Raw genomic sequence first — 24,331 nt, forward strand, 5'->3', positions numbered from 1 at the left:
CGGTGAGAGTAAAAATGAGTAACCTTTATCCTGTTATTATGGCTGGGGGAACAGGAAGTCGCCTGTGGCCGCTTTCTCGTGAGTTATTTCCCAAACAGTTTTTAGCACTGTGCAACGAGTTTTCCATGTTGCAAACAACGGTCATGCGGCTTAAAGGGTTAGACATTATTGATCCTCTTGTTATATGTAACGAAGAGCATCGTTTTATCGTGGCTGAACAGCTACGACAAATAACGCGTTTGTCACATAATATTATTCTGGAGCCGGTAGGGCGTAATACCGCGCCGGCGATTGCGCTCGCCGCTTTGCAGGCCGTTTCCAGCGGTGACGATCCGCTGATGTTGGTATTGGCCGCGGATCACGTCATTCAGGACGAAGAGATTTTCCGCGACGCGGTGAATCAGGCTATTCCTTATGCTGAAGCGGGTAAACTGGCTACTTTCGGCATAGTACCGACGGGCCCGGAAACAGGCTATGGGTATATTCAAAAAGGTACCAGCATCGACGGTTCCAGTATTTGCGGCGTTTCGCGGTTCGTTGAAAAACCTGATCTTGATACTGCGCAGCAGTATCTGGCCAGCGGTGAATATCTCTGGAATAGCGGTATGTTCTTGTTCAAAGCCAGCCGTTATCTGGAAGAATTGGGTCGCTTCCGCCCAGATATTTTGGACGCGTGTAAGCTGTCGCTCGCGCATCTGACCCCCGATATGGACTTTATCCGCGTTGATCGAAACGCTTTCATCGCCTGCCCGGATGAGTCTGTCGATTATGCCGTGATGGAACAGACTGCAGATGCTGTCGTCGTGCCTCTGGACGCGGGGTGGAATGACGTCGGATCATGGTCTGCGTTGTGGGAAATCAGCGAAAAAGACACAAAAGGGAACTCTACTTTCGGTGATGTTCTTGAGCATAACTGTTCAAATAACTACATTCGCGCGGAGCATAAATTGGTGGCCGCTGTTGGGGTGAACAATCTGGTTGTGGTTGAAACCAAAGACGCCGTGTTGATTGCCGATAAAGATAAAGTGCAAGATGTGAAGGAAATCGTCAATCAGCTGAAACGGCAAAAGCGCTCCGAAAGCAAACAGCACCGTGAGGTTTATCGTCCATGGGGCAAACATGATGCGATTGCGCAAGGCGATCGCTTCCAGGTTCGCCGCATTACCGTGAAGCCTGGTGAGAAATTGTCCTTGCAGATGCATCATCATCGCTCGGAACACTGGGTAGTGGTGTCAGGCACCGCCAAAGTGCATACCAATGGAAAAATGCAACTCATCAGTGAAAACGAATCCATTTATATCCCTCTTGGGGTTGAACATTCTCTCGAAAACCCGGGAAAAATCCCGTTGGATTTGATTGAGATTCAATCGGGTGCCTATTTGGGCGAGGACGATATCGTGCGAATCGGCGACTCCGCTCAGCATAATTAAGAATTTTGGTGTGGCGGATATTTGAGCCGCATCGCTGTATTTACATTTGGTAAGGATCTCAATATGTCTCAATCATTGACTTGTTTCAAAGCATACGACATTCGCGGGCAACTAGGTGAAGAATTGAACAGCGATATCGCCTATCGTGTCGGCCGTGCCTATGGAGAGTTTTTGCAACCTCAAAGCGTTGTCGTCGGGGGAGACATTCGTTTGACCAGCGAGGAACTAAAACTCGCGTTGGCTGAGGGGCTACGCGATGCTGGGGTTAATGTTCTGGATATTGGCGTCAGTGGGACTGAAGAAATCTATTTTGCCACTTTCCACTTAGGTCTCGATGGTGGCATCGAAGTGACGGCCAGCCATAATCCTATGAATTACAATGGAATGAAGCTGGTGCGCAGCCAAGCCAAGCCGATCAGCGGTGATACCGGTTTGCGCGATATTCAGCGCCTGGCGGAAAATAACAGCTTCGCTGCGGTTGATCCGGCCAAGCGCGGTAGCTACGAAAAAATATCGATTGAAAAAGAGTATGTGGATCATCTGCTGGGCTATGTGAATACGGCTAACTTCAAACCGTTGAAGCTGGTGGTCAACTCCGGTAACGGCGCGGCCGGTCACGTCATCGATGCTATCGAATCGCGTTTCAAGCAGCTTCAGGTGCCGGTTGAGTTTATCAAGGTTCATCACCAGCCTGACGGCAATTTCCCCAACGGGATCCCTAACCCGTTGCTGCCGGAATGTCGGGAAGATACGGCGCAAGCCGTGCGCCAGTATAAGGCGGATATGGGGATCGCGTTTGACGGTGATTTCGATCGCTGCTTCTTGTTCGATGAGAACGGTGGATTCATTGAAGGTTACTATATCGTTGGCCTGCTGGCCGAGGCGTTTCTGGAGAAAGACGGCGGGGCGAAAATCATCCATGACCCGCGCTTGAGCTGGAACACCATTGATGTGGTCAAGCAGGCGGGCGGAGTGCCGGTGATGTCGAAAACTGGCCATGCATTCATTAAAGAACGTATGCGCCTGGAAGACGCCGTATACGGCGGCGAGATGAGTGCCCACCATTACTTCCGCGACTTTTCATATTGCGATAGCGGCATGATCCCATGGCTGTTGGTTGCTGAGTTGCTGTGCATTAAAAACAAGACGCTCGGGGAGTTGGTCGGGGATCGTATGATCGCGTATCCAGCATCGGGTGAAATTAATAGCAAACTGCAAAATCCAAAAGCCGCGATCGAAAGAGTATTAAATCGCTATCGGCCTTCGGCGCTGGAATTTGACACGACCGATGGCATTAGTCTGGAATTTGCAGATTGGCGATTTAATTTACGCAGCTCGAATACTGAGCCGGTGGTGCGTTTGAACGTCGAGTCGCGAGCCAATCCTGCACTGATGCAGAAGAAAACAGAGGAAATACTGGCCTTGCTTCGAAGCTGATCTCTGGTTTTAAAGCTATATTCTAATGCTGGGTGGGCGGTATACTGCCCAGCATTGCGAAGTGATATAGGTACCAGAGAAAACTAACAAAAGGCATCTATACTATGATAGTTAATAGGCAGTTATCTATGAACGGTTTCCGTCGGGGTGTGTTGCATACTAATGCGTCTCTTACTTCAATGCTTCAGCGCTTCTCTGATATTTTCGTTATCTTTAGCGGATTGTACTTATCCTGCTTAATCTCCGGTGCCGCATTCAGCATGCAGCACTGGATTATGGTATTAATTTCGATCGTCATCTTCCAAATGATTGGTGGTATTACTGATTTTTATCGATCATGGCGTGGTGTGCGTGCGGGGCTGGAAATCCAGCTCATTTTGCAAAACTGGTCGTTGAGCCTGCTGTTGACGTCGGGCACGGTGGCGTTGATTAATGTGTTCAACAACGAATATTCCATTTATATCCAATGGTATCTGTTGGTGTGCTGCGGTTTGATCATTACGCGCAGCGTGATCCGGCTGCTCTTGGGATACATGCGCAATATTGGTTTCAATACCCGTAATGTGGCCATCATGGGGGCGATGCCCGTCGGCATTCGCCTGGCAGAGTCTTTGCGTGATGCTCACTGGATGGGATTTAAAGTGTTGGGCATTTACGACAATGATAATTCTCCATTGAACAGCAAGATTGAGCGCTGTGGCGACTTGTCTCAACTCGTCAGCGATGCAAAATGTGGGCGTATTGATCGGGTATATATCGCAATGTCGATGGAGCAGGAAAAATTGATCAAAGATACGATTGCGGATCTTTCTGATACGACCTGCTCAGTGATGCTGATTCCTGATATCTTTACGTTCAATATATTACAGTCGCGTTCTGAAGAAATTAATGGCGTCCCTGTCGTTTCATTGTTTGATACCCCGATGAGCGGGATTAATCAGGTGATTAAGCGTATTGAAGACATCATTCTGTCAATATTTATTCTGCTGTTTATATCTCCGGTTCTGCTGCTGATCGCCGGTATGGTTAAGTTTACCTCTACCGGTCCGATCATCTTCAAACAAAGGCGTTATGGCATGGATGGTAAGGCTATCGAGGTATGGAAATTCCGTTCGATGACCGTGATGGAAGATGGCGATAAAGTCGTTCAAGCGAAAAAAGGGGACTCGCGTTTAACACCGGTCGGCGCCTTCTTGCGACGCACCTCGCTGGATGAACTGCCGCAGTTTGTCAATGTATTGAAAGGCGACATGTCGATCGTAGGTCCAAGGCCGCATGCCGTGGCACATAATGAGCAGTATAGAAAGTTGATCAACGGCTATATGCTGCGCCATAAAATGAAGCCAGGCATTACGGGATGGGCCCAAATCAATGGTTGGCGTGGCGAGACGGATACGTTGGAAAAAATGCAAAAGCGCGTTGAGTTCGATTTGGACTATATCCGTAACTGGAGCGTTTGGTTGGACATTAAAATCGTCTTCCTGACCATTTTCAAAGGATTCATTAATAAAGCGGCGTACTGAGGTTTTCTCCGAGCGCCGCACCCGGGAAATGCGGATTTCCTGATCTCTGGGGTATTGAGACGATTCATTTTTCTTTTAAAACTGGAGGTCAGATGTTGACTAAATCAAACCGTAAACGGATGCGTCGCCAGGGCACCGCCGCATCGCTGGCTCTCGCATTGCCGCTGATGTTCATCAGTGCGAATGCGTTGGCTTTCGAAGTCGGGGTGCATGCGCATTTTCGCTGGTATCCCAACGATCCAGATAAATATTTGGAGCTGATCAAGCGATACGGTTTCACGTCGTATCGTGCGGATTTTCCCTGGAGCGGGTTGGAACAGCAAAAAGGGCAGTATGTCATAACCGGCAATATGCAAAAGGCTGACCAAGCGTTTAACGATGCTCAGGCGAAATTCGGTCTGAATGGGTTATTAGTATTGGCGTACGGTAACAAGCTTTACGATCCATCGGGTTATCCAACCACCCCTGAGGCCATTCAGGCTTTCGCCAATTATGCGTATTGGACAGCGTCTAAATACAAGGGCAAGATCAAGTATTACGAGATCTGGAACGAATGGACGAATGCCACTGCAATTAAGCCAAAGCCGCGGACGGCTCCGCCGCCGGAAGTTTTCGTCGCGCTGGTGAAAGCAACGGCGGCTGCGGTGAGAAAAGCCGATCCCAACGCAATTGTCATTACGGGAACGGCTAACCCAACAGGCACTCGCGATCCTTCCTGGGTTGATAACATCGTTAAACTCGGCGTGTTGAATTACGTTGATGGCTTCTCTATCCACCCTTACTCGTATGGCAACGATAATTACGCTATACGGGCCCCTGAGGGGAACCTCGGCGTCGTGGATAAATTTGAGGCCCGGCTTGCAAAGGCAGCAGGTAAGACGGTGCCGATTTATATCACGGAAATTGGCGTGCCAACCTATGATGGTAAAGGCGGGTTATCAAAAGATGTGGCCGCGCAATATGTGGTGAAATATACCTTCCTGGCCAAATCGCGTCCCTTTATTAAGGGGGTATGGTGGTACGATTTGCTCGATGATGGCGACAACCCGAAAATCAACGAACATCGATTTGGGTTGCTGACGCGGAACGGCCAACCGAAGCCGTCGATGCTGGCTTTAAGTCAGGTGGCAGATGTTGCGCGATCCTATTCCGTCGAAAAATATCAAGTGCTGCCGGGCGGGAAAATCTCCATAGCCCTGAAAGGCAATAATCAGCATGCGATGCTTTTCTGGCAGGAAAAACCGGTGAGCCAACCTGCAAGCGGCATTTCTTCAAGCCTGCGCAGTTTTATGTCTGCTGAAGCTCCGCAAAACCAAAGTGCCACACCGCTCAAAGAGGTTCAGGGGAATACGGCCGCACCCGATGGTGATGTACCGGTAATGATGCGCTCCAGTGCCCCTATAGCATCGCCTTGGTAGGCTATTGAGAGCGCCGTACGCGCCGTGAATAAAAAACCGCAAGCTTATAAGCTTGCGGTTTTTTTTTATCCAGGATTAAGCGACGAGCTTCTTCATCACTCGCCGAAATTGACGCCAATAAAAAGCCAGCCGGCATAGCCGGCTGGCATCAGGACACGTATTGCATTTCCCCTCGCGGCGCTGAATAAAAATCAGATCGCTCGGTGATAGCGCTACGCTTATGCGTAGTGCAGAGTATCCACCAATTGCTGGTGGTTCTGCCCGGTCAGGTATACCACGGTATCGTTGAGATCCAGCGCATGGTTATCGTTGTTGTCGATAATCACATAAGAGCTGGCAGTATTACCGCCACCGCTGAATACTACGGATGCCACACCCACTTTCGACGTCAGCGAGTTGCTGCTGTCCAGACCGAGAATGCCGCCCAGCAGGCCGATAACGCCGTTGGTCAAACCGCCCACCAGAGTCCCCAACAGCGCATCCAATGTGTCTGCGGAACGAGTGCCGTAGTCCGCAACCGCCGTGCCGCTGGCATCATTGGAGATAGTCAGGCCGCCATGGTTAACATCGACAATCTTGTCTTTGAGGCTGCTAAAGTCCTTGATGGTCACACCCGCCTGCGTGTTACTCGCCTTGATGTCATAGGTGTTGGCACCTGCGCCACCGGTCAGCGTGGTGTTGCCAATCACGCCCAGGGTATCGGCAGCACTGGAACCTTCTACGGTCAATTGGTAGCCGTTCAGGCCCAACGCCGACAGCACCGGCGCCAACAGGTTAGTGGTTACGACGCTCAGCGGCAGAATGTTCAGCAACTGAATGATGATACCGTCACCGGTACCGCCATGGCTGGAGTCGAGATTCAGCCCCGCGGTATTGGTGGACGCATTGATATCACGCACGTTGCTGAAACCGCTGCCCACCGTCAGATCCAGCGCGTGATCACCGGTCACGTTGATGGTCTGAACCTGCGCATTGGTGCCGGCCAAGGACAGAATGTTATCGAAGCTGCCGGTACCGCCCGAGGCTACGTTCACCGTACTCAATGCAGTACCGCCAATCAGGCTGCTGCTGCTGTTGAGGGTGATGGCACCGGCGTTCACATTGGCGGAACTCACCGCATCGAAGTTGATGTCGAAGTGATTGGTGGCATTCTGGACGAAGGTAAAGTTCAGCGTGCTGGCAGCGGTCGCGTCCCCTTTCACTGCCAACTGCGCGGCGTTGCCGCCGGCGGCGTTGATGACGTTGACGTTAGCCAGACCGGAGACCACAAACCCCTGAGTGCCCAGATTGGTGGCCGCTGCGTTCTGCGTAACCGTGCCGCCCGTAGTGCCTTCGACCGTGGACGTGCCGTTGGTCAGGCCAAAGTCAAAGGTATTGTTTGGCGTTGTCACGCTGGTGGTGGTCTGTGAACCACCGAGCGACGTCGTAATCAGCGTACCGACGGACTTGCCGATATAGCCGGTCAGGTCGATCTGCTCGAAGTTCGAGAAGTTGTTGGCGTTGCTGGTCACGGTGCTGGTACGAATGCCCAGGGCGTTTTGGTTGGTCACCACGGTTTTGGTGATGAAGTTGGCGGAGATGGAGTCCGTACCCGCGCCGCCATTAGCGGAAATGCCGGCGCCGACGGTGTTGGCTGCGCCGGTTGCCGCATTCCCCGCCCATTTCAGCGAGTCGTTGCCGTTGCCAAGGTTAAAGTCGCCGGTGCCCGTGGCGATATTGGCCGTCGACGTCACGATGACATCATCATTCCCGGAACTGGCGTTCAGAATCACGTTGCCATTGTTAACGGTAATATCGACACCAGGGTTAACCCCGTTGTCAGACAGGTTGACCGTTGCTGCACTGGTGCCGTTGATGGTCAGATTCGCCAGGTGGTCGGCGAACTTCAGGTTCACGATGCTGGCGGCATTGGCGTTCAGTTGCACATCCGTCAACACTGCCGTTTCGGCATTGCTAATTTGGTGAGATGCGCCGGTGTTGACGGTGCCCGTCGCGTTGCCGCCGGCGGCCGTTGCCGTCAGAGACGCAGCGGTTTTGTACAGCAGGCTGGTACCGATGTCGTATTCGAAGCCATGCTGCTGAGTGACGGTGGCACTGTCAGTGGCGACGGAGCTGCGCAGGTCGTTGATAATGGCCTGCGTGATGGCCGTTTTGCTCCCCAGCGCACCATAGCTGGCTAATTGCGCAGCGGTGGCGGCGGTGCCATGCACCAGGGTAAAGATATGCTGAACAAAATCATCGCCAGTCAATTGAGCGCCTTTCTTTTGCGACTCTGCTGAATTGATCAGGGTAGTGATGACCTGTGCATAAGTTTTACCGGCAAACAGTTCTTTGCTCCAGGTGTCCAGCCCGCTGGCATCGACGCCACGGCCAGGAATTGCCAGGAAGGCCGCTGCGACTTGTTCTTGATAGTTCAGAGCCGGCAGTTCACCCGGTTGCCACACGTGTGTCGCCGCCTGGAAGTGCTGTTGGGCCGTGGTATCGCCGGCGGCAACGGTGCCCTTCAGTGCTGCGATCACTTGAGCGACGACATCGCCGCGAGTCGAACCGCCACTCAGCAAGGCAAGATAGCTGCTGCTTTCGGCCGAGGTCGGTGCGCGTTCATAGCTATTTTGGAAGATGGCATTGATGAAATCGCTATCGCTTAACGTTTTCAGCGGGCTGTTGTTCACGAAGGTTTGTGCGACTGCCGCCAGCGTTTTGCCGCCCTGCGCCAATACGGTTCCCCAGTAGGTAATGCCGTCCTGAGTTTGCGTTAAGCCCACGACATGGAAAACACCCTGGACGTCAGCTGCGCCGGCCGACGATGCGGCGGTTGCGACTGGGAACAGGGTTTTTTCGACTTGGGCTTCGAAATTGCTCTGTGCTGTCAGCAGCGTTGAATCAAAACCGCTGTAGCTGAGTACGTCGTTAATCACCTTGGCGACGACGGACGCCGTGGTGGGGTTGCCCGCTAAAAGATCGGCGAGCACGCTGCTGCTAGGGGCGCTGCCGTTCACTGCGGTGTATATTTTGGTTACGATCTGAGAAGCCGTCAGACCGTTCAGGCTTGCGGTGCCTGCAATGAATTTTTGCGCAACTTGTTCCAGCGAAAGTGCAGAAGTTTCAATTTTCTGCGAGTAGTAATCTAACGCCGCGGTGTCAATATTCTTTCCAGAGATTGCAAGGAAAAAAGCAGCCGCTTTTTGCTGTGCTACTAATGTGGCCATACGTTACCCCTTTGGATGTACCCATTTTCTACGGACATAAGAAAGATGTGACCGGCCCCCCATAGCCGTGCCAGGAAGAGGTTTGGTCAGGTTTTTTAGTATTAAATCTTGTAAAAACAACGGCATATAAAAATGACATACTAATGCCAATTGTTGCTTTCACGATTTAATCAAAGGAGCTGATGAGATTTTTGTCAAGGTTATAGGATTTTTTTTATTTTTTTGATTTTTTCTTTTCTATAACCAATTGTGATCTCAATTAATCCTGCAGGTTTTCTGTGTGAAATTAATGTTTTTATGTCTAAGATAATCACCTTTGTATTTTTAACTCTGGGGATTATTAGATTTCTAATGATTTGACTGGCGTGGAATCGGGAATGGCTTCATTGATGCACGGCGAATGCGATGTGATGCCATATTCGTTTAGCCTTTGCTAACTTTTTGCTTTGTATTGTTTTTTTTTGTTCTTTTTGGTACATGTTTTTTTCATCTGCCAGCCTTGCTGGAATTACATATATGTATCTATAGTTAATGAAAAGCATCTGCAGTCTTGAGCATGTTTGGGGCTTTTTTTGTGAGGTTAATCTCATAAATATCAATGCGGATTGGACTGACAGTGCACATGATGTAAGGGCAGAAAGTGAATCAATTTATACCGCGCAATGAAATTGCGGATGTTATACGGACTCGCAGTAAGGTTTTTTGGACCGTTGGCATATTTACCGCATTTATTAATTTATTAATGCTAGTTCCTTCTATCTATATGCTCCAGGTTTACGACCGGGTGCTTCCTTCGCGTAATGAAATCACGCTGTTGATGCTGACGCTGATCATGCTGGGCATGTTCGGCATGATGTCGCTGTTGGAATACGTGCGCAGCATGGTGGTGATCCGTATCGGCAGTCAGCTGGATATGCGTCTCAACACGCGAGTCTACACTGCGGCCTACGAGGCGAATCTGAAAAACGGTTCGTCTGACGCCGGCCAGATGCTGAGCGACTTGACCAATCTGCGCCAATTCCTTACCGGCAGCGCGCTGTTCGCTTTCTTTGATGCGCCGTGGTTTCCGATCTATCTGTTGGTGATATTCCTCTTTAACCCTTGGTTGGGGCTTTTCGCCCTGGTCGGTGCGCTGTTGCTGATCGCATTGGCGGTGATCAACGAAATGGTGTCGAAAAAGCCGCTGGCGGAGGCCAGCAAGCTGTCGATTATGTCCGGTACGCTGGCCAGCACCAATCTGCGAAATGCCGAAGTGATCGAGGCTTTGGGGATGTTGCCTAACCTGAAACGCCGGTGGTTCGGTCTGCACCAGCGGTTTTTGAACAGTCAGCGTATCGCCAGCGAACGCGCATCGCGGGTCACATCGATCACCAAGTTTGTGCGCATGTCGCTGCAATCGCTGGTGCTGGGGCTGGGGGGCTGGCTGGCGATCGATGGGCACATTACGCCCGGTATGATGATCGCCGGCTCCATTCTGATGGGGCGAACGCTGGCGCCGATTGAGCAGGTTATTAACGTCTGGAAGAGCTACAGCGCGGCGAAGCTTTCTTATGGCCGGTTGGTCAAGCTGCTGGAAACGCACCCGCAACGAGGTACCGGTATGTCCTTGCCGCGTCCGGAAGGGGTACTCGCAGTAGAAGGCGTCACCGCCACGCCGCCGGGCTCCAAAGGCGATGCGGTATTGCATAACGTGAGTTTTGCCATCCAGCCCGGTGACGTGCTGGGGATCATTGGCCCGAGTGCGTCAGGGAAGTCGACGCTGGCGCGTTTGCTGGTCGGCATTTGGCCGGTCAGTGAAGGGATTGTTCGGTTGGATAATGCCGACATCTATCAGTGGAACAAGGATGAATTGGGGCCGTATATCGGCTATCTGCCGCAGGACATTGAGCTGTTTGCCGGGACTATCGCCGAGAATATCGCTCGCTTTAACGATATCGACTCAGAGAAAGTCATTGAAGCCGCTAAGCTGGCCGGTGTGCACGAACTGATCCTGCGTTTCCCTAACGGCTACGATTCGGTGCTCGGCAACGGTGGCGCTGGGTTGTCCGGTGGACAGAAACAGCGTATCGGCCTGGCGCGCGCCTTGTACGGCGACCCTTCGCTGGTGGTATTGGATGAGCCTAACTCCAATCTGGATGATGCAGGCGAGAAAGCGTTGAACCAGGCCATTATGTTCCTCAAGCAACGTAATAAAACGGTGGTTCTGATTACCCATCGCACCAATTTGCTGTCGATGACCAGCAAGTTGTTGCTGTTGGTGAATGGCAACGTCAACGCGTTCGGCCCGACTCAACAAGTGCTTCAGGCGTTGGCCAATGCGCAAAAAGCGCAGACGCAACAGCCCCAGCAAGCGGTGAGGGCGGTAAATTCTGAGCCGGATGAAGGCAATATCCCAAAAACGCAAATTAATTAAGCCGTGAATTGCCTGATGGCTTTATTGCCGTCTGCAGTTTAAAGGAGTTGGTATGTCGACGCATATTGGCGAGCCGCAAGACTCGTATATTGAAGAGATCCCGCAGGATGAACGGCGGTTTACCCGGATGGGCTGGCTGGTAGTGGGAATTGGTCTGTTCGGATTTTTGGTCTGGGCAGCGTTCGCGCCTCTGGATAAAGGGGTGGCATCACCGGGATCGGTAACCGTTTCCGGCAACCGCAAAACGGTGCAGGCCCCGGCCAGCGGCATCATCAAGAATATCGCGGTGAAAGACGGCGACAAGGTGAAAGCCGGTGAGGTTCTGGTGCAATTGAGCCAGGTGCAGGCACAGGCTCAGGTTGATTCGCTGCGCGATCAGTACTACACCACGCTGGCTACCGAAGGGCGTTTACTGGCTGAACGCGATGGTCTGAGCAAGGTCACTTTTTCCCCTGTTTTCACCCAGGTTAAGGATCAGCCGCGCGTGGCCGAAATCATCGCGTTGCAAACGCAGCTGTTCGCCTCTCGCCGCCAGGGGCTGCAAAGTGAAATTGACGGTTATAAGCAGTCGATGGATGGGATCCGCTTCCAGTTGAAAGGCCTGCAGGATTCGCGCGCCAACAAGCAGATCCAACTTTCCAGCCTGCGTGAGCAGATGAACAGCATGAAGCAACTGGCGGCGGACGGTTATTTGCCGCGCAACCGTTATCTGGAAGTCCAGCGCCAGTTCGCTGAGGTGAACAGCAGCATCGATGAAACCATCGGGCGGATTGGTCAATTGCAAAAGCAGCTGCAGGAATCTCAGCAGCGTATCGATCAGCGCTTCGCCGACTATCAGCGCGAGGTCAGGACGCAACTGGCGCAAACCCAAATGGACGCCAGCGAGTTCCGCAACAAGCTGCAAATGGCCGACTTCGATCTGGGCAACACCGCCATCACCTCTCCGGTGGATGGCACTGTGGTCGGATTGAATATTTTCACTCAGGGGGGCGTCGTGGGAGCGGGTGACCACCTGATGGACGTTGTACCCAGCCAGGCGACGCTGGTGGTGGATTCTCGCCTGAAAGTCGATTTGATCGACAAGGTGTACAACGGGTTGCCGGTGGATCTGATGTTTACCGCCTTCAACCAAAACAAAACCCCGAAAATTCCGGGGACGGTCACGTTGGTTTCCGCCGACCGCCTGGTCGACAAAGCCAATGGAGAACCTTACTACCAGATGCAGGTCACGGTCTCGCCGGAGGGCATGAAGATGCTCAGTGGCGAGGACATCAAGCCGGGGATGCCGGTCGAGGTGTTCGTGAAAACGGGCTCACGCTCGCTGCTGAGTTATCTGTTTAAACCTATTTTGGATCGCGCTCATACTTCATTAACCGAGGAATAATTTTGATTCAATCAAAACGACAGGCTGCCGGTCTGGTTATCGGCACCCTTTTGTTTGCGATATCTGCGCCGGTTTATTCGATAGGGATTTTAGACGCATATTCGCTGGCATTAGAGAAGGACCCGACCTACCGGGCGGCTATAAAAGAGAAAGAAGCGGGAGATGAAAACGAAAACATCGGCAGGGCGGGGCTGCTGCCGAAGGTATCGCTGAACTACCAGAATTCACCGCGCAACTGGCAGACGCAAAAGTATCCGCAGGGCGACTTTTTCGGTAATGTTTCGGAGGTCACCCGGCGGCAGCAATATCGCAGTTATTCCAGTTCGATCACGCTGACGCAGCCGCTATTCGACTATGAAGCGTACGCCCGCTACAAAGCCGGCGTGGCACAGACGATGATGTCGGACGAGCGCTATCGCGGCAAGTTGCTGGATCTCGCTGTTAGGGTGATTAACGCCTATGTCGAAGTCGCCTATTCCAAGGATCAAATCGCGTTGGCCGAAGCGCAAAAGGCGGCTTACAAGGAACAGCTGACCTTGAACGATCGCCTGATGAGCGCTGGTGAAGGCACCATTACCGACGTATCGGAAACCCAGGCGCGCTACAGCCTGGCCGAAGCGCAGGTAATTGAAGCGCGCGACGCGCTGGACGCCGCACAGCGCGAGCTGGAAGTGATTATCGGCATGCCGCTGAACCAACTGGATGAATTGCAGGTCTTGCGGCCGGGTAAGTTCAAGGTGGCACCGCTGATCCCATCCAAGTTCGAAGAGTGGCAGAAGATCGCGCTGGAGAACAACCCGGTGCTGGCCGCGTCGCGTCATGGCGTGGATGCAGCCAAGTATGATGTCGAAAGGAATCGTGCAGGCTTTATGCCTCAGGTGCAGCTGTATGCTTCGCATTCGGAAAACGACTCCAGCAGCGATAATACGGTTAACCAGAAATACCGTACCGACAGCATCGGCGTGCAGGTCAGCATGCCTATTTATTCCGGCGGCGGCGTTTCGGCGTCGACCCGGCAGGCGGCGGCGCGCTATGGCCAGGCGATGTATGAAATGGATGCACAGACGGGCACCACGCTCAACGATCTGCGCAAGCAATACAATTTGTGCATCAGCAGCCGCGCCAAGGTGGCGGCCTATGAGTTGGCGGTGCAATCGGCTACTACACAGGTGACGGCGACTCGGCAGAGCGTGCTGGCCGGGCAACGTGTCAACGTCGATGTGCTCAACGCCGAACAGCAGCTCTATAGCGCCCAACGCGATCTGGCCTCCGCCAAGTACGCCTACATCAAATCATGGATCACCTTGCTGAGCGACTCCGGTACGTTGGATGAAAAAGATGTTATGCGGGTCGCGCAGTATTTTTCCCGCAGTCGCTAATCCGGTTTTGCGACGAGGCAAGTATTTATCTGAAAGGGAGCAGCGCTAAGCTGCTCTTTTTGTTTTGTTGCGTTATGTTATCGGTCGGTGGCCGCGTGTCTGATTTTCGTTCGTTTGCCAGAGGGGCCATGGCGCTGTATCAACCGGTTGTATTAAATCGCTGCCTCCGGCGCAGTTAAGCTGCGTGATAACGCAGAGAGCGTGGCGAGAGAGAACGAACCGTTGCCGTTTATGGTGCTTTACGGTCGATGAGCCGTAAGCTCTTGATGACCGAAAAGGATGCGTGATTCTACGTTTTATTTAAAATAGGCCTGTGGCTTTAGGCGGCTGTTTTTCTTGAGCGCGTTGGGCGCGAGTGAGGGGTTTGTATGGCGGTTTTAGTTACTGGCGGAGCCGGTTACATCGGTTCACATACCGTTTTGATGCTGTTGGAGCGCGGTGAAGAGGTGGTGGTGTTGGACAATCTGTCGAACTCGTCAGCGGAGTCTTTACACCGCGTAGAGAAACTGACGGGAAAAGCCGCCGTGTTTTACCAAGGCGATGTTCAGGATGCGGAATGCCTGCATCGTATCTTTGAAGCGCACTCGATTACCGGTGTGATCCACTTCGCCGGTCTTAAGGCAGTAGGGGAATCTACGCGTAAACCGCTGGAATACTATCAGAATAATGTCACCGGAACGTTGGTGTTACTGGACGCTATGCGCCGCGCCGGCGTGTATGCGTTTATCTTTAGTTCGTCCGCTACCGTTTATGGTGCCCATTCACCGGTGCCTTATGTCGAGACGACACCGATCGGCGGCACGACAAGCCCTTATGGCACGTCTAAGCTGATGGTGGAGCAGATCCTGCAAGATGTCGCCAAGGCTGAGCCGCAATTTTCGATTATTGCCTTGCGCTACTTTAATCCGGTAGGCGCCCATGAGTCGGGGTTGATCGGTGAAGATCCTAACGGTATTCCCAATAACCTGTTGCCCTACATCTCGCAGGTAGCCATCGGCAAACTCGAAAAGCTGGGTATTTTCGGCGGGGATTATCCGACGACCGATGGGACGGGAGAGCGTGACTACATCCATGTCATGGACCTGGCCGAAGGCCACCTGAAAGCGATGGATCATCTGCCGACGCTCAGCGGATTTAAGGCCTATAACCTTGGGGCGGGTGTAGGGCACTCGGTACTGGCGATGGTTCAGGCATTCGAAAAAGCGTCGGGGGTTACGATCCCTTACCAAATATTACCGCGTCGCGAAGGCGATCTGCCTGCCTTCTGGGCGAACGCCGATCTGGCTTATCAGGAGCTGGGGTGGAAAGTTCGTCGGGGCCTTGATGATATGATGCGTGATACCTGGAACTGGCAGAAGAAAAATCCTAAGGGTTTTCAGCGCTGAGCATGCAATTCAACCCCCCGTTTATCGGAAAGGATAAACGGGGGGCACAAACGCCTATTGGCAATCAGTAAGTAATACTTGATAAATTGTAAGCAGTCTCTTAGAAAGCACATCAGAATTTCCTACTAAAGTTCCTATATTTTATTTTAAAACCATTGAGTTAAATCTCATCTTTGAACGAGAACCGCACAAATTAAGCGTATTTTTTTACGTTACGGTGTCGGATGTTTTTGCAAATTGTGCTAGTCTCTCAGACCTTCGCGGACCCTATATTATTTCTGTCATATGCACGCGAGTTTGTTTAAGGTTCGTTCAAAAAGACCTCAAACGTGAAGTGTAAACTCGGTGGCGGCGCGTGTTTATAAGCATAATTCTAGGTCTCTGGGTAACGTTTTTCGTGAGTAAATTTCTAATGAAAGTGATAGAGACGCAGGTTGAAGGTGTAAAGCTGATTGAACCCAAAGTGTTTGGCGACCAGCGTGGTTTTTTCTTGGAAACATTCCAAAAAAGTCGATATCAGGAGCTGCTCGGCATTGATGCGGAGTTCGTACAAGATAACCACTCCCGTTCAGCGCGTGGCGTCTTGCGGGGATTGCATTTTCAAACGGCAAAACCGCAAGGCAAGTTGGTGAGGGTAGTACGCGGCGAGGTCTACGATGTGGTCGTCGATATTCGTCCTGAGTCGCCGACGTTCAAAAAGTGGGTTGGCGTCTATCTGTCCGAAGAGAACAAAAACCAGCTTTGGGTTCCGCCTGGTCTCGCCCATGGTTTTGTCGTAGTTTCGGACTCGGCTGATTTTGAATATAAATGCACTGATTACTATGATCCAAGTAATGAAGGGTGCCTGCTGTGGAACGATCCGGAAGTAGGTGTCGAATGGCCAGTCAGCGAGCCGCTGTTGTCGCCAAAGGATCTGCAGGGAAAACTGTTTAGAGAGCTTTTTTAATGCGTGTACTTTTGACCGGTGCTGCAGGGCAGTTGGGGCGCTGTATTATCGATCGTTTCCCTGCCAATTGGACCCTGGTGGCGATGGACAGCCAGCAATTGGATATCGCGGACTCCGCCGCCGTCTCGGCGACGGTTGAGCAGCTAGTACCGGATGCCATTATCAATGCTGCGGCTTATACTGCGGTGGATAAAGCGGAATCGGAACCTGAAAAGGCTCGGGCAATCAATGCGTTCGGCCCCGGCTTCCTCGCTGCTGCGGCGGCGAAGTTAGATATTCCTTTCATACATATCTCGACCGATTACGTCTTTGACGGCACTTCATCGGAACCGTATTGTGAAGAGACACCTTGTTCACCCAAGAGTGTTTACGGGCAGACGAAACTCGAGGGTGAGCGGGCAGCATTACAAGCTAATCCGAAAACCGTCGTGATCAGAACGGCCTGGGTTTTCAGCGAGTACGGTAACAACTTCGTGAAAACCATGCTGCGAGTCGGCGCGCAGAGAGGGGAGTTGGGCGTGGTGAGCGACCAGTTCGGCTGCCCAACCTATGCGGGAGACATTGCAGCGACGGTCATCGCTATGCTGTCCCATCCTCAATTGCCTTATGGCATCTATCATTACTGTGGCGATAACGCTGTTTCATGGTTCGATTTTGCTTGCGCCATCTTCCGGGAGGCGGAAGCATCAGCGCGCTATCCGCATAAGGTGAGTGTCAAACCTATCGCAACCCATGAATATCCAACGCCTGCATCCAGGCCAGCGTATTCGATTCTGAGCACCAGCAAGATCTGTGCGCTGGCTCTGAAGCCTAGCCCATGGGAACAGCAACTTAAAACTGTACTCCAGAAGATATTATCTCAGTGATGATCCTTCAAATGGATGAGATTAAAGGGGATAATGTTATCCCCTTTGGCGTTTTTGCATGTTGATGAAATGTTAACATCGCTTATGGGCCTGACGTTCAGTCTTTTAACCACCCTAATGGCATGACTTTGTGACTGCGGTAAATTACGGGTTTAGGAACTAGATACAGCATGGCTGTAGACCAAGAAAAATCTCAATTTCAGATCGTTGCATCTATCGTTTTATTCAACCACAGCTATGAGCAGGTGGCGGGCACCTTGACGTCTCTTTTGGCGGAGCGCTGCGTTGATAAGATTGTTCTGGTCAATAATGGCGGTGCCGATTGGGCCGATGCCTTGAATAATGCCCGTATCAGCTGCATCTCTGCTAAGGGAAATGGCGGATTTGGTCATGGGCACAACCTGGCGATGGAGCGCTACCTTGACTCCTGCGAGTATTTTCTGATCTGCAACCCGGATATCAGTTTTGAAGTCGGCGCGTTGGCAAGTTTGCATCAGTTCGCCAGCGAAGGGAAACATCAGTTTGTCTCTCCGCGGATACATTACAGCGATGGCCGCTTTCAGTACAGTTGCCGATTGCTGCCGACGCCGGCGAATCTGCTGTTGCGCCGCTTTATCCCCCGTTTAGGGGCTAAGATGGATGCAGCCTATGAGCTCCAGGCTGCTGATTATGATTCAACGTTTGCCGTACCGACCGTGTCAGGGTGTTTCATGCTGATAGCGTCACCGTTGCTGAAAAAGTTGGGTGGATTTGACGAGCGCTTTTTCATGTATATGGAAGATGTCGATCTCTGTCGCCGGGCTTTGCCGCATAGCGACATCATCTACTTTTCGGGAGCGCAAATCACACATGTCTTCGGCAAAGGGTCTTATAAAAATCTGGTGCTGCTGGGCCATCATTTACGCTCTGCCGTTGCCTACTTTTGCAAGTGGGGGTGGTTTTTTGATCGTCAGCGGCGCCAATATAACCAGCAATGCTTAAAGAGCATTCCTATGAAAGAAAACGGTCGCAAGCGGTAGCATACATCGCGAGAAAAAGTGCAAAGACGGCGAGTTAAAAGTATTAAGGTATTGATTATGATTATTTTTAATGAGTTTATGGCGGTGATACATACTGCCGTGATCATACAGGGGGCAGGGGAATGAGTAATCCGCATAAAAATCAACCAATATCACCGCTCTCCTTGGTGCGTAACATATGGGGTTACAAGCAGCTGATTCTGCAGATGACCAAACGCGAAGTGATCGGCCGCTACAAAGGTTCCGCGATGGGACTGGCCTGGTCGTTTTTAAACCCTTTGTTTATGCTCGTTGTCTATACTTTTGTCTTTTCTGTCGTTTTTAAAGCTCGCTGGTCTGTCGGCGGAGATGAAAGCCGCACCCAGTTTGCCGTGATTCTGTTTGTCGGCATGATTGTTCACGGTTTTTTTGCTGAGGTCGTGAACCGTGCCCCGCAGATCATTCTGGGAAATACTAACTACGTGAAGAAAGTGGTGTTTCCTTTGGAAACCTTGCCGGTGATCAGCTTATGTGCTGCCCTGTTCCACACTTTGATTAGCCTGCTGGTTCTGCTTAGCGCTTTTTTCCTGTTCAACGGCTATTTGCATTGGACGCTGGTGTTCGTGCCGTTGGTCTTCTTGCCGCTGGTCATTTTTTGCCTTGGTTTGGGGTGGATCCTGGCTTCACTTGGGGTATTTATCCGTGATGTCGGCCAGACTACGGTAATCATTACCACCGTAATGATGTTTTTATCCCCGGTCTTCTTCCCTATCACCGCGCTGCCTGAGAAGTATCGGATCTGGATTATGCTCAATCCTCTGACATTTATCATCGAACAAGCGCGTAATATTTTGATCTGGGGTCAGATGCCCAACTGGAGTGGGCTGGCGGTCTATACGTTGGCCGCGATGTTAGTGGCTTGGCTGGGTTATGCTTTCTTCCAGAAAACCAGAAAGGGGTTTGCAGATGTCCTCTAACGATGTTGCGATTCAGGTTAGCAATTTAAGCAAATGCTACCAGATCTACTCTCGTCCGCGTGACCGTCTGAAGCAGTTCTTTGCCCCTAAGCTGCAGCGCGTCGCGAGAAAAGAAAGCCGTACTTATTTCCGTGAGTTTTGGGCACTCAGGGATGTGTCTTTCACGATCAACCGTGGAGAGACCGTTGGCATTATCGGCAGAAATGGGGCGGGCAAGTCCACGCTGCTTCAGATGATTTGCGGTACGCTGACACCGACGACCGGTGACATCAGCGTTAACGGCCGAATCGCCGCCTTGCTGGAGTTAGGAGCGGGGTTTAATCCTGAATTTACCGGCCGAGATAACGTCTACCTTAATGGCAGCGTACTGGGGTTAAGCAAGGCTGAGATCGATCGCAAGTTTCAAAGTATTCTCGATTTCGCAGATATTGGCGCGTTTATCGATCAGCCGGTAAAAACCTATTCCAGCGGGATGTATGTGCGCTTGGCGTTTGCGGTGCAAGCCTGTATTGATCCCGAGATTTTGATCGTCGATGAAGCGTTGGCGGTAGGGGATATCGGATTCCAGTATAAATGCTTTAAAAGGATGGAAGCGCTGAAGAAGCAGGGGACAACCATCATTATGGTGACCCATTCAACCGGCAGCATTCTGGAATACGCCGATCGCTGTCTGGTTATGAGCGACGGCCAACTGATCGGTGATACGACGGATGTCCTGGCCGCGGTGTTGGCTTATGAAAAGGGCATGCTGCTTTCTGAAAAGAAACAGGAGCCGGTAGTATCTTCCTCCGTCGATGCTTCAGCCAGGTATGGTATTGAGGAGCTCCGCGCCCTGCAACAGGCGTCGATCAATGCGGACGTGGATGAGAAACGTTTTGGTAGCGCGCGGGCGATTATTGAGTCGTTCTCCGTCATCAAAAGTGACGGCACCCCCCTGGCTGACAAGCCTTTAGTCAAATCGGGTGAAGAACTGTACTTTAACTTTACCCTGGCGGCTTCCGAGACAATCAGCGACGTTGTTTTGGGTATCTCGATTTCTCGCGCTCAGGGAGGCGATATTTGGGGGGATAACAACATAGGCGCCGGTCACCCTCTGACGCTGCAACCGGGTTTGCAAACGCTGAAATACAAAGTCAAGTTGCCGATTAACGCCGGCGATTATCTCATCCACTGCGGTCTGGCGTGCTTTAATAATGGCGAGCGAGAAGAGCTCGATCAGCGTAGGCCTATTGGAAAAATTAAGTACTGGTCCTCACGAGAGCTCGGTGGCGTGATCCATGCTCCAATCCAAATCGTTGCCGATGGAGTGTCATAATGATCAGTATTTTCTTACCGGCTTATCCCTTTAGAGGCATTAAAGCACCCTATTTGTGGTTTTTCTATCGCGTCTTGAGCTCGATGAAAGAACCCGTTTATTTCATGATGGGCAACGATTACCTGTCTTCTCTTGAACAATGGGAAAGTGAGAAACGTTGGGAGCTTGAGGAAGATTCGCAAAAGCGTTTGGGTTTCCAATTGCCCGACCTGAGCCAGCTGAGCGATAAACATAAAGTCAGTGTGATTGACGAGTCGTATTTCAATCACTACATGGCAAAATGTTTTAACAACCCCGATGCGCTCTTTAAGAAGTTCATCACCGAGGTGATTCCTGAGCTTGAGGAGGTTCTGTTTGCTGCATTAAGCCAGGAAAGCCACATTGAGTGCGTATTGACATGGTGTAATTGCCCTTCCTTAAATGCGGCAGCGAAAAGAAGGAATATTAAAGTCGTCAACCTTGAGTTGGGGCCATTACGCTCGCCAGAGTATTTGTCGACCGCTTATTTTGACTTTAGCGGGGTAAACGGCAATACGGAGGCGGAAAGACGCTATCTGAGTAGCGATTACTGTTTCAATATGAACGCTCAAGTGGAGCAACTCCGCGAGTTCTTTACCAACCAGCCTTTGGTGATGCCTCAAGGTGATGAAGACCGAACGGAAGACAAGTTTGATGTCGGTATTGCGCTTCAGGTTGAAAATGATTCCAATATCATCGCGTTCAGCAATTCGTTCAATAATCAGTCATTGCTGGACTATGCCGAGTTCACTTTCCCTGGGAAGCGATTGATTCGTAGCCATCCTGGCAGTCGCTTTACGTTGCAGGAAGGGCATGATGTCATCGACCATTCGGCAAACAGCATCGACTTTATTCAGCGTTGTAAACATATCCTGACGATTAACTCCAGTGTTGGCCTGGAAGCGATGTTGCTGGACATTCCCGTGACCGTATTGGGTGATTGCTCATACGCTTTCTGTAATGTCGCCAATCAGACAGAGAAGGTAAAGCGCCTTGCCTTCTACCTGTTCTCCTATTTGGTGCCTTTTGAGTTATTGTTTGATATCAACTATATTCGTTTCCGGCTTTCCTCCCCGGATGAAGCGGAAATAATAGCGAAACACGTCAATTATTATATTACCCGTGGTGATGGCATGCGTGATGCGGAAATGGAAAAAAAGGCCTCTTCCATTGTTGAAGATGGAAGTGTTGAAAGGACTGTTTGTACTTTAATGAATACAATTGAAGATTTGAACTCGGCATTGGCAGCCAAGCAGGCTGAGATCAGCGTTCTGGAAGAAAAAGTCGGCGCATTGGAGGCTACGGTCAGCGAGCAATCCGAAGAGATCATTGTCGACGTCGTCGTCCCTGTATACGGTGGATTGGAAGAGACTCAGGAGTGTATTGAGTCCGCTCTGGCGACGTTGCCGCACTGGGCGCAACTGGTGGTTATCAACGATGCCTCGCCGGAGCCTGAGCTGACCCTGTGGCTACGTGAGCGGGCCGAAACGGCGCGTTTCAAGCTGCTTGAAAACGAGCAAAATCTGGGCTTTGTGGCGACGGTGAACCGTGGCATGAAGCTCAATCCGAAGCGGGACGTCTTGCTGCTCAATAGCGATGTTGAAGTCGCTAATGATTGGCTGGAGCGCATCCGTGAAGCGGCTTATTCACGTAGTCGGGTCGGCAGCATCACACCGTTTTCAAACAATGCAACCATCTGCAGCTTCCCTAATTTCTGTGAAGATAATGAACTCTTTATGGGAATGAACGTGCAGCAGCTGGACGATCAGTTCTCGACTTACGGTAGAGAAAACAACCTGGTGGAAGTGCCGACTGGTGTCGGCTTCTGCATGTATATCCGTCGGGATTGTTTGAACGAGGTGGGGTATTTTGACGTCGAAACCTTTGGCCGAGGTTATGGTGAGGAAAACGACTGGTGCCAGCGTGCGGCAAAAGCAGGTTGGCCCAACTTTCATCAGCTCAACGTCTTTGTTTATCACAAAGGCGGCGTGAGCTTCGCCGGCGAACAGAACCCGCGCAAAACGCGAGCGCTGGAGCTGTTGAACGAACTCCATCCCAACTACACGAAAGATGTGATGGATTTCATCGCTCAGGATCCGGCAAAAAAAGCTCGCCAACAGATGTTACTGCGTATTTTGGCCAAGAAAGACGTCAGCAAAGTCTTGTTGGTCTCTCATAAGATGGGCGGTGGTGTTACCCAGCATTTGCATGAGTTGGTCAAATTTTATAAAGATAAGGCGCATTTCCTGCTGTTAACGCCGGAAGAAGAAGGTCGCAGCGTTGCATTATCGTTAAATACGAACGAGGCAGTATACCGCGAGAAGTTCATTATTGATGTCGCCCATGGTTATGACACGCTGGTCAACTTGTTGCGCTTTATTGGCGTTGGACACATTCACTTCCATCATATGATCGGGGTTGCCGATAAAATTGGTGAGTTGAAAAATAGCTTGTCATGCACCTATGACATTACGATTCACGATTATTATTTCGTGAACGCGAATCCGACCTTAACCGATAAAAATGGGATTTTTGCCGGTGATGCCGTCGCTACCCGCGATAAGCTGTGTAGTGAACACTATCAGATTCCGGGCGGGTTGTCGGCGGAACAATGGCGCGCAAAACTGCTGCCATGGATCGAAAATGCCGAGCGGGTTATTTTCCCTTCTGCCGATACGCAAGTCCGCTTTATGCGCGATTTTCCGAGTTGCGCACAAAAAAGTGTCATTGCCTGGCATCCGGATTACGAAGTTGCCGCTCCGTATCCTGAAGTCAAGTCCACCTATCAGCCGGGGCAGAAGCTGAAGGTACTTGTTTTGGGCGCGATCAGCCGTGAAAAAGGCGCATTGATGTTGGATGAAGTCGCCAATGACTTGAAACACGAAGATATCGAGTTTCATCTGTTAGGCTACGCTTTCCGTCCTCTGTGCGATGCCGTCAAAGGTCATGGTGCCTATTCAAGCCGCGATCTGCAGCAGAAGCTGGATGAGATCAAGCCGGATGTCATTTGGTACCCGGCTCAATGGCCTGAAACTTATAGTTATACGCTCAGCATCGCGCTTGAGTACGGTATTCCCGTTGTCGTTCCGAACATTGGCGCTTTCGGCGAGCGTGTTGTCGGCCGCCGCGATAGTCGGGTGATTGCCTGGGACACTTCCGCCAAGAAAATGTGCGAGCTCTGGCGTTCTTTACGTGCCGATCCGCAAGCTTTCTTTGCGGGTGCTAATGCGCCGGCATTGCTGGATCTTTCTCACGCAGAACGCGTAGGGGACTTCTATCGGGACGGTTATCTGCAGGCTGATTGGCTGCGGGAAAGTGAGTTGGGGCGTATCGATTATAAAGCCCTGCTGGCATCCGTTTATGCCTCTGCCTATGTGGAAGTTGTTGCCGTAACGCCAGCTGCACCGCAAGGCCGTAAGGAAAAACTGCTGGCCATTCTGTGGCGGTTGAGCAAACATCCGACATTGGCCTGGGGCGTCAAATTGGTGCCTTATCGTTTTCAGCGCTACGTGAAGCGAATTCTGTCGCGCAGAGCGATCCATGAGATCATCGGTTAACGAGACAGAGAACGAGTGTCTTGCATTAAAAACCGGCGCTATAGCGTCGGTTTTTTTATAGAAAAGAGAGCGGAGG

The 24,331-nt window shown here is 51.4% G+C and carries 15 protein-coding genes; 14 read left to right on the plus strand and 1 reads right to left on the minus strand.

Annotated features, from left to right (window positions below):
• Nucleotides 1–14 precede the first annotated feature (14 nt).
• The 4 genes from ACJ8PN_RS03570 to ACJ8PN_RS03585 all read left to right on the plus strand — a co-directional run bounded on the left by ACJ8PN_RS03570 (nucleotide 15) and on the right by ACJ8PN_RS03585 (nucleotide 5,808).
• Entirely contained in the window at nucleotides 15–1,430 is a 1,416-nt protein-coding gene (locus ACJ8PN_RS03570) for a mannose-1-phosphate guanylyltransferase/mannose-6-phosphate isomerase (RefSeq protein WP_253718523.1), read from the plus strand.
• Nucleotides 1,431–1,493: 63 nt separating this feature from the next.
• Complete coding sequence (gene cpsG, locus ACJ8PN_RS03575) at nucleotides 1,494–2,867, plus strand: phosphomannomutase CpsG (protein ID WP_089184398.1); 1,374 nt, start codon at nucleotides 1,494–1,496, stop codon at nucleotides 2,865–2,867.
• A 128-nt stretch (nucleotides 2,868–2,995) separates the two neighbouring features.
• Nucleotides 2,996–4,390 carry an undecaprenyl-phosphate glucose phosphotransferase gene (gene wcaJ, locus ACJ8PN_RS03580; RefSeq protein WP_049299854.1) on the plus strand — a complete coding sequence of 465 codons (1,395 nt, stop codon included), beginning with the start codon at nucleotides 2,996–2,998 and terminating at the stop codon, nucleotides 4,388–4,390.
• 92 nt (nucleotides 4,391–4,482) lie between these two features.
• Nucleotides 4,483–5,808, plus strand: a complete 1,326-nt coding sequence (locus tag ACJ8PN_RS03585; RefSeq protein WP_253718524.1) for a cellulase family glycosylhydrolase — start codon at nucleotides 4,483–4,485, stop codon at nucleotides 5,806–5,808.
• A gap of 218 nt (nucleotides 5,809–6,026) precedes the next feature.
• On the opposite strand, the gene ACJ8PN_RS03590 is transcribed toward ACJ8PN_RS03585, so the two are convergent.
• Nucleotides 6,027–9,017 carry a beta strand repeat-containing protein gene (locus ACJ8PN_RS03590; protein WP_351106568.1) on the minus strand — a complete coding sequence of 997 codons (2,991 nt, stop codon included), beginning with the start codon at nucleotides 9,015–9,017 and terminating at the stop codon, nucleotides 6,027–6,029.
• Nucleotides 9,018–9,657: 640 nt separating this feature from the next.
• Here ACJ8PN_RS03590 and ACJ8PN_RS03595 point away from each other — a divergent pair.
• The 10 genes from ACJ8PN_RS03595 to ACJ8PN_RS03640 all read left to right on the plus strand — a co-directional run bounded on the left by ACJ8PN_RS03595 (nucleotide 9,658) and on the right by ACJ8PN_RS03640 (nucleotide 24,255).
• Nucleotides 9,658–11,430 carry a type I secretion system permease/ATPase gene (locus ACJ8PN_RS03595; RefSeq protein WP_031299834.1) on the plus strand — a complete coding sequence of 591 codons (1,773 nt, stop codon included), beginning with the start codon at nucleotides 9,658–9,660 and terminating at the stop codon, nucleotides 11,428–11,430.
• A 52-nt stretch (nucleotides 11,431–11,482) separates the two neighbouring features.
• On the plus strand, nucleotides 11,483–12,814 hold the full coding sequence (locus tag ACJ8PN_RS03600) for an HlyD family type I secretion periplasmic adaptor subunit (RefSeq protein ID WP_015377237.1): 1,332 nt from the start codon (nucleotides 11,483–11,485) through the stop codon (nucleotides 12,812–12,814).
• Nucleotides 12,815–12,816: 2 nt separating this feature from the next.
• Nucleotides 12,817–14,193, plus strand: a complete 1,377-nt coding sequence (locus ACJ8PN_RS03605) for a TolC family outer membrane protein (RefSeq protein ID WP_442534619.1) — start codon at nucleotides 12,817–12,819, stop codon at nucleotides 14,191–14,193.
• A gap of 368 nt (nucleotides 14,194–14,561) precedes the next feature.
• Entirely contained in the window at nucleotides 14,562–15,578 is a 1,017-nt protein-coding gene (gene galE, locus ACJ8PN_RS03610) for a UDP-glucose 4-epimerase GalE (RefSeq protein ID WP_004938852.1), read from the plus strand.
• A gap of 412 nt (nucleotides 15,579–15,990) precedes the next feature.
• Nucleotides 15,991–16,524: a dTDP-4-dehydrorhamnose 3,5-epimerase gene (rfbC, locus tag ACJ8PN_RS03615; protein WP_004938850.1), complete on the plus strand. Its 534-nt coding sequence runs from the start codon at nucleotides 15,991–15,993 to the stop codon at nucleotides 16,522–16,524.
• A complete protein-coding gene (rfbD, locus tag ACJ8PN_RS03620) occupies nucleotides 16,524–17,390 on the plus strand; it encodes a dTDP-4-dehydrorhamnose reductase (RefSeq protein WP_171453664.1) in 867 nt (288 codons plus the stop codon). The genes rfbC and rfbD overlap by 1 nt, the downstream gene beginning before the upstream one ends.
• A 170-nt stretch (nucleotides 17,391–17,560) precedes the next feature.
• Nucleotides 17,561–18,409: a glycosyltransferase gene (locus tag ACJ8PN_RS03625; RefSeq protein ID WP_171453665.1), complete on the plus strand. Its 849-nt coding sequence runs from the start codon at nucleotides 17,561–17,563 to the stop codon at nucleotides 18,407–18,409.
• A gap of 122 nt (nucleotides 18,410–18,531) precedes the next feature.
• On the plus strand, nucleotides 18,532–19,365 hold the full coding sequence (locus ACJ8PN_RS03630; protein WP_089196820.1) for an ABC transporter permease: 834 nt from the start codon (nucleotides 18,532–18,534) through the stop codon (nucleotides 19,363–19,365).
• On the plus strand, nucleotides 19,355–20,680 hold the full coding sequence (locus tag ACJ8PN_RS03635) for an ABC transporter ATP-binding protein (protein ID WP_171453666.1): 1,326 nt from the start codon (nucleotides 19,355–19,357) through the stop codon (nucleotides 20,678–20,680). Before ACJ8PN_RS03630 ends, ACJ8PN_RS03635 begins: the two co-directional genes overlap by 11 nt.
• A complete protein-coding gene (locus ACJ8PN_RS03640) occupies nucleotides 20,680–24,255 on the plus strand; it encodes a GT99 family glycosyltransferase N-terminal domain-containing protein (protein ID WP_411261787.1) in 3,576 nt (1,191 codons plus the stop codon). The genes ACJ8PN_RS03635 and ACJ8PN_RS03640 overlap by 1 nt, the downstream gene beginning before the upstream one ends.
• Nucleotides 24,256–24,331 lie beyond the last annotated feature (76 nt).

Origin of the sequence: Serratia sp. CY76391 (assembly GCF_052166695.1) — a bacterium.
GTDB classification, from domain to species: Bacteria; Pseudomonadota; Gammaproteobacteria; order Enterobacterales; family Enterobacteriaceae; genus Serratia; species Serratia nematodiphila.

Bases quoted from the DNA above. Each gene is read 5' to 3' on its own strand.
- ACJ8PN_RS03625 (WP_171453665.1), top strand. From the start codon at position 17,561: ATGGCTGTAGACCAAGAAAAATCTCAATTTCAGATCGTTGCATCTATC.
- rfbC (WP_004938850.1), top strand. From the start codon at position 15,991: ATGAAAGTGATAGAGACGCAGGTTGAAGGTGTAAAGCTGATTGAACCC.
- galE (WP_004938852.1), top strand. From the start codon at position 14,562: ATGGCGGTTTTAGTTACTGGCGGAGCCGGTTACATCGGTTCACATACC.
- ACJ8PN_RS03590 (WP_351106568.1), bottom strand. From the start codon at position 9,017: ATGGCCACATTAGTAGCACAGCAAAAAGCGGCTGCTTTTTTCCTTGCA.
- ACJ8PN_RS03630 (WP_089196820.1), top strand. From the start codon at position 18,532: ATGAGTAATCCGCATAAAAATCAACCAATATCACCGCTCTCCTTGGTG.
- ACJ8PN_RS03600 (WP_015377237.1), top strand. From the start codon at position 11,483: ATGTCGACGCATATTGGCGAGCCGCAAGACTCGTATATTGAAGAGATC.
- ACJ8PN_RS03635 (WP_171453666.1), top strand. From the start codon at position 19,355: ATGTCCTCTAACGATGTTGCGATTCAGGTTAGCAATTTAAGCAAATGC.
- wcaJ (WP_049299854.1), top strand. From the start codon at position 2,996: ATGAACGGTTTCCGTCGGGGTGTGTTGCATACTAATGCGTCTCTTACT.
- ACJ8PN_RS03585 (WP_253718524.1), top strand. From the start codon at position 4,483: ATGTTGACTAAATCAAACCGTAAACGGATGCGTCGCCAGGGCACCGCC.
- ACJ8PN_RS03570 (WP_253718523.1), top strand. From the start codon at position 15: ATGAGTAACCTTTATCCTGTTATTATGGCTGGGGGAACAGGAAGTCGC.
- cpsG (WP_089184398.1), top strand. From the start codon at position 1,494: ATGTCTCAATCATTGACTTGTTTCAAAGCATACGACATTCGCGGGCAA.
- ACJ8PN_RS03640 (WP_411261787.1), top strand. From the start codon at position 20,680: ATGATCAGTATTTTCTTACCGGCTTATCCCTTTAGAGGCATTAAAGCA.
- rfbD (WP_171453664.1), top strand. From the start codon at position 16,524: ATGCGTGTACTTTTGACCGGTGCTGCAGGGCAGTTGGGGCGCTGTATT.